At 72.4% G+C, this 10629-nt stretch carries 11 protein-coding genes; 5 read left to right on the top strand and 6 right to left on the bottom strand.

Annotation, left to right across the window (positions count from 1 at the left end):
* Nucleotides 1-3 precede the first annotated feature (3 nt).
* Together DV701_RS02920 and DV701_RS02915 are read left to right on the top strand one after the other, a co-directional pair.
* The gene (locus DV701_RS02920) at nucleotides 4-1464 is read left to right on the top strand and encodes a KamA family radical SAM protein (protein ID WP_114930659.1); all 1461 of its coding nucleotides are present in this window, start codon (nucleotides 4-6) and stop codon (nucleotides 1462-1464) included.
* A 43-nt stretch (nucleotides 1465-1507) separates the two neighbouring features.
* Nucleotides 1508-3880: an ATP-binding cassette domain-containing protein gene (locus DV701_RS02915; protein ID WP_114926997.1), complete on the top strand. Its 2373-nt coding sequence runs from the start codon at nucleotides 1508-1510 to the stop codon at nucleotides 3878-3880.
* On the opposite strand, the gene ybaK is transcribed toward DV701_RS02915, so the two are convergent.
* Both ybaK and DV701_RS02905 read right to left on the bottom strand, forming a co-directional pair.
* Complete coding sequence (ybaK, locus tag DV701_RS02910) at nucleotides 3877-4371, bottom strand: Cys-tRNA(Pro) deacylase (protein ID WP_114926996.1); 495 nt, start codon at nucleotides 4369-4371, stop codon at nucleotides 3877-3879. The genes DV701_RS02915 and ybaK overlap by 4 nt on opposite strands.
* 13 nt (nucleotides 4372-4384) lie before the next feature.
* Nucleotides 4385-4846, bottom strand: coding sequence for an Lrp/AsnC family transcriptional regulator (locus DV701_RS02905; protein ID WP_114926995.1), 462 nt, complete (start codon nucleotides 4844-4846; stop codon nucleotides 4385-4387).
* A 128-nt stretch (nucleotides 4847-4974) separates the two neighbouring features.
* Between DV701_RS02905 and DV701_RS02900 the strand changes: the two genes are divergently transcribed.
* Together DV701_RS02900 and DV701_RS02895 are read left to right on the top strand one after the other, a co-directional pair.
* A complete protein-coding gene (locus DV701_RS02900; protein ID WP_114926994.1) occupies nucleotides 4975-5211 on the top strand; it encodes a hypothetical protein in 237 nt (78 codons plus the stop codon).
* A complete protein-coding gene (locus DV701_RS02895) occupies nucleotides 5208-5465 on the top strand; it encodes a DUF2249 domain-containing protein (RefSeq protein WP_114926993.1) in 258 nt (85 codons plus the stop codon). Before DV701_RS02900 ends, DV701_RS02895 begins: the two co-directional genes overlap by 4 nt.
* Before the next feature lie 13 nt (nucleotides 5466-5478).
* Here DV701_RS02895 and DV701_RS02890 read toward each other — a convergent pair whose 3' ends face one another.
* Together DV701_RS02890 and DV701_RS02885 are read right to left on the bottom strand one after the other, a co-directional pair.
* On the bottom strand, nucleotides 5479-7311 hold the full coding sequence (locus DV701_RS02890) for a hypothetical protein (RefSeq protein WP_114926992.1): 1833 nt from the start codon (nucleotides 7309-7311) through the stop codon (nucleotides 5479-5481).
* Between the two features lie 177 nt (nucleotides 7312-7488).
* Nucleotides 7489-7881, bottom strand: coding sequence for a hypothetical protein (locus tag DV701_RS02885; protein WP_114926991.1), 393 nt, complete (start codon nucleotides 7879-7881; stop codon nucleotides 7489-7491).
* A gap of 34 nt (nucleotides 7882-7915) precedes the next feature.
* On the opposite strand from DV701_RS02885, the gene DV701_RS02880 reads away from it, so the two are divergent.
* Entirely contained in the window at nucleotides 7916-8869 is a 954-nt protein-coding gene (locus DV701_RS02880) for a 5'-3' exonuclease (RefSeq protein WP_114926990.1), read from the top strand.
* A 7-nt stretch (nucleotides 8870-8876) separates the two neighbouring features.
* On the opposite strand, the gene DV701_RS02875 is transcribed toward DV701_RS02880, so the two are convergent.
* Together DV701_RS02875 and DV701_RS02870 are read right to left on the bottom strand one after the other, a co-directional pair.
* Entirely contained in the window at nucleotides 8877-9413 is a 537-nt protein-coding gene (locus DV701_RS02875) for a PH domain-containing protein (RefSeq protein WP_114926989.1), read from the bottom strand.
* A gap of 1 nt (nucleotide 9414) precedes the next feature.
* A complete protein-coding gene (locus tag DV701_RS02870) occupies nucleotides 9415-10620 on the bottom strand; it encodes an acetyl-CoA C-acetyltransferase (protein ID WP_114926988.1) in 1206 nt (401 codons plus the stop codon).
* Nucleotides 10621-10629 lie beyond the last annotated feature (9 nt).

Raw genomic sequence — 10629 nt, 5'->3', positions numbered from 1 at the left:
CGCATGAGCGTCGAGATCGAGCAGCCCTACGTCTACCAGCACCGTGAGCTCGTGGAGCCGGACTGGACCCGCTTCCCGGGGTGGCGGGAGATCACCGCCGAGCAGTGGGAGGACGTCCAGTGGCAGCGGGTGAGCTGCGTGAAGAACCTGCGCCAGCTGCGCACCCTCATGGGCGACCTGCTCACCGAGGAGTTCTACGAGGACCTGGAGAAGGACCAGCAGCTGCGCGCGACGATGTCGATGCTCGTGCCGCCGCAGATGATGAACACGATGGTCAGCGAGATGACCTGGCCGGACGGACGGATGCCGGCCCCCGGCGAGGAGTTCACCAGGGCGTTCTACGCCGACCCGGTCCGCCGCTACATGCTGCCGGTCCTCTCCGACCGCCGCACCGACTGGTCCTCCCACCCCTACGCCACGCGCGACTCGCTGCACGAGCACGACATGTGGGTCGCCGAGGGGCTCACGCACCGCTACCCGACCAAGGTGCTGGCCGAGATGCTGCCGACCTGCCCGCAGTACTGCGGGCACTGCACCCGCATGGACCTCGTCGGCAACTCCACGCCGCAGGTCACCAAGCTCAAGCTGGCCGGCAAACCGGTCGACCGGCACACCGCGATCCTCGACTACCTGCGCGCGACCCCGGGCGTGCGCGACGTGGTCGTCTCCGGCGGCGACGTGGCCAACATGCCGTGGAAGAACCTCGAGGCGTGGCTGGACCAGCTGCTGGAGATCGAGTCGATCCGCGACGTGCGGCTGGCCACCAAGGCGCTGATGGGTATGCCGCAGCACTGGCTGGCGCCGGAGACCGTCGAGGGCGTGGAGCGGGTGGCGAGGAAGGCCCGTGCGCGCGGCGTCGGCCTGGCGATCCACACCCACGTCAACTCCGCGCAGTCGGTCACGCCGCTGGTGGCCAGGGCCTCCCGCACGATGCTCGAGGCCGGTCTGCGCGACGTGCGCAACCAGGGGGTGCTCATGCGGGGCGTCAACGACAGCTCCCAGCAGCTGCTCGACCTGTGCTTCGCGCTGGCCGACGACGCGATGATCACGCCCTACTACTTCTACATGTGCGACATGATCCCGTTCAGCGAGCACTGGCGCGTCTCGCTGGCGCAGGCCCAGCACCTGCAGCACTCGCTGCTCGGCTACCTGCCCGGCTTCTCCACGCCGCGGATCGTCTGCGACGTGCCGTTCGTCGGCAAGCGCTGGGTGCACCAGGTGGACACCTACGACACCGAGCGTGGCATCTCCTACTGGAGCAAGAACTACCGCACCTCGATCGAGGGCGAGGACGTCGACGTGACCAGCGCGGAGTACGTCTACTACGACCCGATCGACACCCTCCCCGCCTCCGGCCAGGAGTGGTGGCGCCAGCACACCGTGGGGACGGCCGAGGCCGACGAGGCCGCGGCGACCACGCAGGCGGCCGCCTCGCGCCAGGCGTCGGTGGACCAGCTGGCCTGAACCCGCACGCGTCCGCCGCACGGGGCGTGTAGATTCACGCCCCGTGACGAGCTCCAGGCACCCCGCAGACGGCCACGATCTCATCCGCGTGCAGGGCGCGCGGGAGAACAACCTGCGCGACGTCAGCGTCGAGCTGCCCAAGCGGCGGCTGAGCGTGTTCACCGGCGTCTCCGGCTCCGGCAAGAGCTCGCTGGTGTTCGCCACGATCGCCGCCGAGTCGCAGCGGATGATCAACGAGACCTACTCGACCTTCGTCCAGGGCTTCATGCCCACGCTCGGGCGGCCGGACGTCGACCTGCTCGAGGGGTTGACCACGGCGATCATCGTCGACCAGGAGCGGATGGGCGCCAACGTGCGCTCGACCGTGGGCACCGCCACCGACGTCAACGCGATGCTGCGGATCCTCTTCAGCCGGCTGGGCGAGCCGCACATCGGCACCGCCAAGGCGTTCTCGTTCAACGTCGCCTCGATCTCCGGGGCGGGGGCGGTGACGATCGAGAAGGCCGGCGAGAAGGTCAAGGAACGACGCGAGTTCAGCATCGCCGGCGGCATGTGCCCGCGGTGCGAGGGCACGGGCAGGGTCACCGACTTCGACCGCAGCGCCCTGTACGACGAGGAGAAGTCCCTCAACGAGGGCGCGCTGACGATCCCCGGCTACAGCATGGAGGGGTGGTACGGGCGGATCTACCGAGCCAGCGGCTTCTTCGACCCGGACAAGCCGATCAAGATGTTCACCAAGCGCGAGCTGACCACCCTGCTGTTCAAGGAGCCCACCCGGATCAAGGTGGAGGGCATCAACGTCACGTTCGAGGGCCTCATACCCAAGATCAGCAAGAGCTTCCTGGCCAAGGACCGGGAGGCGATGCAGCCGCACATCCGCGCGTTCGTGGACCGGGCGGTGACCTTCGCGACCTGCCCTGAGTGCAACGGCACCCGGCTCAACGAGGCCGCGCGGTCCTCGAGGGTGAGGGGCATCTCGATCGCCGACGCGTGCGCGATGCAGATCAGCGACCTGGCCGCATGGGTGCACGAGCTGGACGAGCCGTCGGTGGCACCGCTGCTGCAGGGGCTGCGCGAGACGCTGGACTCCTTCGTGGGGATCGGGCTGGGCTACCTCTCGCTGGACCGGCCCGCGGGCACGCTGTCCGGCGGCGAGGCGCAGCGGACCAAGATGATCCGGCACCTCGGGTCGTCGCTGACCGACGTGACCTACGTCTTCGACGAACCGTCGATCGGGCTGCACCCGCACGACATCCAGCGGATGAACGCCCTGCTGGAGCAGCTGCGGGACAAGGGCAACACGGTGCTGGTCGTGGAGCACAAGCCCGAGATGATCGTGATCGCCGACCACGTCGTGGACCTGGGTCCGGGCGCCGGGACCGGTGGCGGCCAGGTCGTCTACCAGGGCAGTGTGGAGGGCCTGCGGGCCAGCGGGACGCTCACCGGCCAGCACCTGGACGACCGGGCGCGGCTCAAGGACGAGGTGCGCGCCCGGACCGGCGTGCTCGAGATCCGCGGCGCCGACCGGAACAACCTGCAGGACGTCGACGTGGACGTGCCGACCGGCGTGCTGACCGTGGTGACCGGCGTGGCCGGCAGCGGCAAGAGCTCGCTCATCCACGGCTCGCTGGCCAAGGAGGACGGGGTCGTCGTCATCGACCAGGCCGCGATCAAGGGCTCACGCCGGTCCAACCCGGCGACGTACACCGGGCTGCTGGAGCCGATCCGCAAGGCCTTCGCCAAGGCCAACGGCGTCAAGCCGGCGCTCTTCAGCCCCAACTCCGACGGCGCCTGCCCGACCTGCAAGGGCGCGGGCGTGGTCTACACCGACCTGGCGATGATGGCCGGGGTCGCCACGACCTGCGACGAGTGCGAGGGCCGGCGCTTCCAGGCGGCGGTGCTGGAGTTCACCCTCGGCGGCAAGGACATCAGCCAGGTGCTCGCGATGCCGGTCGCCGAGGCGGAGGCCTTCTTCGGCGGGGGCGAGGCGCGGCTCCCGGCGGCGCACAAGATCCTCTCGCGGCTGGAGGACGTGGGCCTGGGCTACGTCACGCTGGGCCAGCCGCTGACGACCCTGTCGGGCGGGGAGCGGCAGCGTCTCAAGCTCGCGGCGCAGATGGGCGAGAAGGGCGAGGTCTACATCCTCGACGAGCCGACGACCGGGCTGCACCTGGCCGACGTGGAGAACCTGCTCGCGCTGCTCGACCGGCTCGTCGACGCCGGCCGCACGGTCATCGTCATCGAGCACCACCAGGCCGTGATGGCCCACGCCGACTGGGTCATCGACCTCGGCCCCGGCGCCGGCCACGAGGGAGGCCGGGTCGTCTTCGAGGGGACGCCGGCCGAGCTGGTCGCCGGCCGCACGACGCTCACCGGGCGGCACCTGGCGGAGTACGTGGGGGCGCAGGCCCCCTAGCTGCTCCGCGCGATCGGGGCGCTGCTCCCCCGCACCACCGTCAGCAGGTCCGAGGGCGCGAGCTCGAGGTCGAGCCCGCGCCTGCCGCCGCTGACCAGGATCGTGGCGTGCTGCCCGGCGGAGGCGTCGAGCACGGTCGGCAGCGCCTTCTTCTGCCCCACCGGGCTGATGCCGCCGACGACGTAGCCGGTGACCCGCTCGGCGACGGCGGGGTCGGCCATCGTGGCCTTCTTGGCGCCGAGCGCGGCCGCCACCGCCTTCAGGTCGAGCAGGTGGTCGACGGGGACGATGCCCACGCCCAGCCCCTTGTCGGTGTCCACCAGCAACGTCTTGAACACGCGGGCGGGCTCGACGCCGAGCGCCTCTGCCGCCTCCAGCCCGAAGCTCACCGAGGCGGGGTCGTGCACGTAGGAACGCACGTCATACCTGATCCCCGCGCGCTCCAGCGCAACCGTCGCAGGGGTGCCGCCCGCCACCTTCTTCTTCGCCACGACCCGCCCCGCGTCAGACCGTGTAGTCCTCGGCGGGCAGGGCCCCGAGCCGGTCCTCCCAGGGGGTGGACAGGACGATGGTGGTCACGGTCGAGCACTCCCCCCGCTGGCGGATCCGCGCCAGCAGCTCCTCGAGGTCCTGCGGGCGGCCGACCCGGATGAGAAGGACGTAGTACTCGTCACCGGCGACCGACCAGCAGGCGACGATCTCCTCGATGTCGGAGAGACGCTCGGGGATGTCGTCCTCGGCGGAGGGGTCGAACGGGGTGACGGACATGAGGGCGGTCATCGGCAGCCCGACGGACGGGTAGTCCACGACCGCGCGGTAGCCCTTGATGATGCCCTTCTCCTCCAGCCGCTTGACCCGCTGGTGGACGGCCGAGGTGGACAGGCCGACCTGGCGTCCGAGGTCGGCGAACGAGGCGCGTCCGTCGTGCGCCAGGACCTGGACGATGTGGCGGTCGAGTGCCTCCATGCAGGACAGCGTAGTTCGCCGCGCCGCCGGCGCTGCGACGACCGGCCGTCGAGGGGCGCGAGGCGCGTGGTAGAAATAGCCTAAATGCGACCGGGCGGACCGGTCGCACGCATCCGCTGGAGGCATCGATGAGCGCCGAGGACGAGCTGCGGGCGACCGTGGCCGCGACGACCGGCATCCTGGTCAAGACGCTGCGTGCCCTCGGCCAGAACGGTCAGCCGCAGGCGGCCAACCGGCTCGCCGCCAAGGCGTACTGGGCGCTGCGGACGACCTCTCCGGACGAGGCCGAGCGGATCAACGGCGCCATGCACTACCTGGCGCGGCTGGAGAGCACCACCCCACCCACCCACGAGGAGGAAGCATGACCGACGGAAGCACTACGGAGGACCAGATCCTTGACGTCCGCGAGGAGATCCCGCGGCGCCGCCACGAGCTGATCGAGCAGACGTATCACGACCTCGCGCCCGGCACCGGTTTCGTGCTGGTCAACGACCACGACCCCAAGCCGCTGCGCTACCAGTTCGAGGCGGAGTGGCCCGGCCAGTTCACCTGGGACTACCTGGAGAGCGGCCCGGAGGTCTGGCGCGTGCGCATCGGTCGTCCCGAGAAGCAGGCGTAGGCGAGGGGCGGCGTCACGCGTCCTCGTCCCCGAGCAGGTCGTCGATGGTGGGCTGGTCGGGGCGGGGGCCGGGGCGGGTCTGCCCGGTGTCGGGGTCGGTGTGCTCCGTCGTGAGCCCGTCGCCGCGGCGCCTGCCCTGGATCCCGGCCCGGTCGGCCAGGGCGGCCTGCAGGAGCTGACCGGCCAGGTCCCGGCGATCCTCCAGGTCATCGGGATGGACCTGCCTGAGGTAGGTGCGGTAGTCGTGCACCCGGGTCCTGACCACCTGGCCCAGCAGGGTCGTGAACGTCAGGTCCCGCCGGGCGCCGATCTCCACCTGCCAGGTCCCCTCGGTCTTGTACCGGTGGGGCCGCTTGGCCAGCAGCGCCAGGTTGACCTCGCTCGTCGGACCACCGGCCCAGCCGTAGGGGGTGACGTGGTCCAGCTCCCCGGTCCGGGCCCTGGCCCCCGGGGCCCGGGAGTAGACGTCCGCGGCGACCACCTGCCGGCGCATGTCGGCGTCGGGCCGGTAGCCCTTGATCGTCCGCTCCACGAGCCGACCATCACGCGGGTCCACCACCAGCCGGTGCAGGGTGGTGCCCGGCATCAGCGCCAGCTCCCGGGCGTGGCCCTCGGAGACGAAGAACGGGTTCGGACCCAGCACCTCACCCACCCGGCCACGCCCGGACCGCCCCGGCGGCCCGCGACGGGCAGAGTCCTGCCCCGCCCCGGGTGGCCGGTTGTGGACAGCCTCCTGCTGGCCGGTGTCCCGGGGTTCTGGTGCGTCCAGGGGGCCGCTGCAGCGCCCGCAGATCGGGAACCCGCCGGCCATCGTCGAATACGGCAGGACCACCTGCAGGGCGACCGGCGGCAGCCCGTTGACCACCCGGGCCAGCAGCTCCATGTCCTGCGGGGCGATGACCTCGTCGAACAGGACGCCGCCAGCGGACTCCCCGCCGGACACGGCGTCGTCGGACACGGCGTCGTCGGACACGGGGTGCCCGGACACGGCGTCGGTGGCCGCGGGGTCGGGCTGCTTGTCCGGGCACCCGTGCAGGGCGACGGTGGCGTAGGTCAGCAGTCCCAGACCCACGTCGACACCCAGCTGGCCCAGGGTGCGGGGGTCACCGGCGGCCCTCACGCCCCTGGCACCACGCTCCAGCCGCTGGCCCGCAGCCAGCACCGAGGCCACCGGTCCCCGGATCGAGAGCGTCGCCATCCCGTCCTCGTGCACCCTGGTCCACGTCCGGCGCGCCGCGTAGGCCCGCGCCCGGGCCGCCCGCTCGGCCGCCACGTCGCTGCCCCGGCACGCCGTGACCTCAGCATCCAGCGCGGCCCGGAACGAGGGCACCGACCACGCCCGACCGTGCAGGTCACCGTCCGGGCCCAGCCGGTCCCCCGCCGCCAGGCCAGGATCGTCGCCGAACAGGGCCGCGGCGACCAGCAGCCGCCGGTCATCCTCCAAGGAGGCCGTCTTCTCGTAGAACCAGCGCACCTGCACCCACGTCGTCTCCCCCGCACGCAGCGCCGCGTCCACCATCCCCGCCAGCGGCTCCGCGGCCGTGGCCGCCCGCACCAGCAGACCCGCCTCCCACGCCGAGAACCCCAGCGCCACCTCGATCTCACCGATCGCGGCCAGCCGCACCCCCCGCGACAGCGCCCGCGACCCGCCGGTCAGCGGCCCGCCACGCCCGGCACGCCGCTCCCGCTCGCGTTCCTGCACCCGCTCCACCACGCCCCGCACCGCCACGACCAGGTCCGCCTCAGCACGCGAGCGCCGCACACCCGCACCACGCAGGTCCACCACCACCGGGTCGACGGCACGCCCACCCGGATCCTCCGCGCCCACGACCGGGATCCCTCCCACTCCCCACACCTCCCCTGCACCCTCCAGCAGCCACCGATCTCGACCACGACCAACACCCTAGCAACCGACTCAGACACCTGTTCGAATATCCACAACGTGCCGCATGCCTGCCCACCGAGGCGCAGGGGGTGTGGACAGCCCCGGCTCAGCCCCAGCCGCGCTGCCCAGCCGCGCTGCTCAGGCGACGAAGCTCGACCCACGACCCGACGAGTCGCCCGCCCGCCACAGCGACACCGCATACCCCGCGGCGGTCAGCACCAGCCCGGGCAGGAACCACGCAGGCAGCGGCGCGGGAGCCGTGAGCACGGCGTACCCCATGACCAGGAGCGGGACAGCACCGGCGACCCTCCACCGGCCCGTGCACAGCGCCACCGCGAAGGCGGCCAGCACCACGACCGTCGGCAGCGCCAGCCGCAGCACCGCACCGATGTCGATGCCGGGGGCACGCTCGAGCGGGTTCTCCCCGACCGCGGTCGTCCACAGCGGCCCGAAGAGCAGCACGACCGCCGCGGCCAGCGTCACGAGGGCACCGAGCCAGGTCAGGCGGTCCAGGACCCGGTCGCGCAGCACGGCGTCACGCTAGCAGGGCCTACCCTTGGGCCTCATGAGCCACCCCGCGGACACCGGTGCCCAACGGCTTCTCCTCCTCGACAGCGCGAGCCTCTACTTCCGCGCGTTCTTCGGGGTCAAGGACCTGCGCGAGGCCCCGGACGGCACGCCCACCAACGCGGTCCGCGGCCTGCTGGACATGGTCGGCACGCTCGTCACCCGCTTCTCCCCCACGCACCTCGTGGCGTGCTGGGACAACGACTGGCGGCCCGAGTTCCGGGTGCGCGCGATCCCGTCCTACAAGGCGCACCGGCTCGTGCCGGGGACGCAGGACAAGGAGGAGGCGCCGCCGGGGCTCGAGGCGCAGGTGCCGATCATCCGCCGCGCCCTTGAGTCCTTCGGCATCCCCGTGCTCGGCTCGGACGGCTACGAGGCCGACGACGTCATCGGCACCCTGACCCACCGGCACCGCGGGCGCGGCCCGGTCGCGGTCGTGACCGGCGACCGCGACCTCTTCCAGCTCGTGGACGACGCGGCGGACGTCACCGTGGTCTACACCGCGCGGGCCGGCGTCCGGGACGCCGAGGAGATCCGTCAGGCCGACCTCCAGGCCCGGTACGGGGTCTCCACTGGCCTCCAGTACGCCGACATGGCCACGCTCCGGGGCGACACCAGCGACGGACTGCCCGGGGTCAAGGGCATCGGTGACAAGACTGCGGCGCAGCTCATCACCACCTACGGCTCGCTCGCCGGCCTGCGTGCAGCCGTCGCCGCCGGTGACCCGGCCATCAAGGGCGCCCGCCGGACCAACCTGGAGGCGGCCTCGGACTACCTCGACGTCGCCCCCGAGGTCGTCCTCGTCGCCAAGGACGCTCCGCTGCCAGACGTGCCGCTGACGGTCCCGCGCGAGCTCGCCGACCCCGAGACCCTCCAGCAGCTCGTCGAGGCCTACGACCTCGGCAGCCCCGTGGGACGCCTGATGAAGGCCCTCGACCTGCGGCCCGAGTGAGCCACCCTCAGCGTCGCTGCGGCTCGGTCGGCGGCCACTCCCCGTCGTCGGAGCCGTCGTCGTAGCGGTAGAGCAGGCCCTGCAGGTCGACCAGCACCCGCTCGACGCGGGGGACGTCGTGCAGGACCATGCCGGCCTTCTCGGTCGCGTCGGAGACCACCAGCGTGCCGCAGCCCAGCATCCGGTCCAGCACGCCCTTCTCCAGCGCGATGTCGTTGACGCGGTGCAGCGGGATGTCGCGCCCGGTGCGGGTCAGGATCCCGGCCCGGTGCGCGATCCGGCGCGTCGTGACGACGTAGGCCTCGCTGCGCCACCTCAGCACCGGCACCACCACCCACAGCACCGCCGCAGCGGCGGCCAGCACGCCGACGACCACCCCGGCGAGGGTCGACCACGACTCGCCGCGCACGAACACCCAGACCAGGAGCACCGCCGCGACCAGCAGCACGAGCACGGTCCCCGGGCGGACCAGCGCCTTCCAGTGGGTGCGCAGCGTCATGACGACCTCCTCGCCGTCGGTCAGCTGGTCGGCGCGCAGACCCATCTCAGACCACTCTCTCGAAGACGGCCGCCAGCCCCTGCCCGCCGCCGATGCACATCGTCTCCAGGGCGTAGCGTCCCTCGCGCCGCCTCAGCTCGTGGGCGAGGGTGGCCAGGATCCGCCCGCCGGTCGCCCCGACCGGGTGCCCCAGCGAGATGCCCGACCCGTTGGGGTTGAGCCGCTCCCAGGTCGACGGGTCGCGCATCCCCCACTCGGTGAGCACGGCCAGCGCCTGGGCGGCGAAGGCCTCGTTGAGCTCGATCAGGTCCAGGTCCTTCATGGTCAGCCCGGCGCGCTCCAGCGCCTTGGCCGAGGCCGGCACCGGACCGATCCCCATCGTCTCCGGCGGCACCGCCGCGACGGCCCACGAGCGCAGCGCGACCAGCGGCTCCAACCCGCGGGCCTCCGCCGTCTCCCGGGTCGTCACCACGCACAGCGCCGCCGCGTCGTTCTGCCCGCTGGCGTTGCCCGCGGTCACCGTCGCCTCCGGGTCCTGCCGCCCCAGGATCGGGCGCAGCCCCGCCAGGACCTCCGTGGTCGTCCCGGGCCGGACGTGCTCGTCGGTGTCCACGACCACGTCTCCCCTGCGCGAGGTGACGGTCACCGGGACCAGCTCCTCGGCATACCGGCCTTCAGCCTGGGCGGCGGCGGCCCTCTGGTGGGACCGGACGGCGAGGGCGTCCTGCTCCTCGCGCGAGACGGAGTAGTCACGGCGCAGGTTCTCGGCCGTCTCGATCATCCCCCCGGGTATGGGGTGCCGCTCACCGCCCGCGGTCGCCCGCGCCCGGCCCAGCCGGTCGGCGAGGTGGACGTCGGCGCGCACGCCCTGGCGCAGCAGCGCGTAGTGCTCCACCTGGCTCATCGACTCCGCACCCCCGGCGACGACGAGCCCGGCGCCGCCGCTGGCGATCTGCGAGGCGGCGGCCAGCACCGCCTGGAGCCCGGACCCGCACCGGCGGTCCAGCTGCATGCCCGGCGCCTGGTCCAGGCCGGTGTTGAGCGCGAGGATCCGGCCGAGCGCGGGGATCTCGCCGCTGGGGTTGGCGTTGCCGACGATCACGTCGTCGACGTCGCCGTCCTGCAGCCCGGTGCGCTCGAGCAGCACCGCCAGCAGCTGGGTGCCCAGGTCCGCCGCGGTCAGCGTCTGCAGGCTCCCGAGGAAGCCTCCGACCGGCGTGCGGAGGGGCGAGCAGATGACGATGTCAGACATGTCGGCAGC

This window comes from Ornithinimicrobium avium (assembly GCF_003351765.1).
GTDB classification, from domain to species: domain Bacteria; phylum Actinomycetota; class Actinomycetes; order Actinomycetales; family Dermatophilaceae; genus Ornithinicoccus; species Ornithinicoccus avius.
Note: the sequence above shows the minus strand (reverse complement) of the source record. Positions and strands in the feature narration are given on the sequence as shown.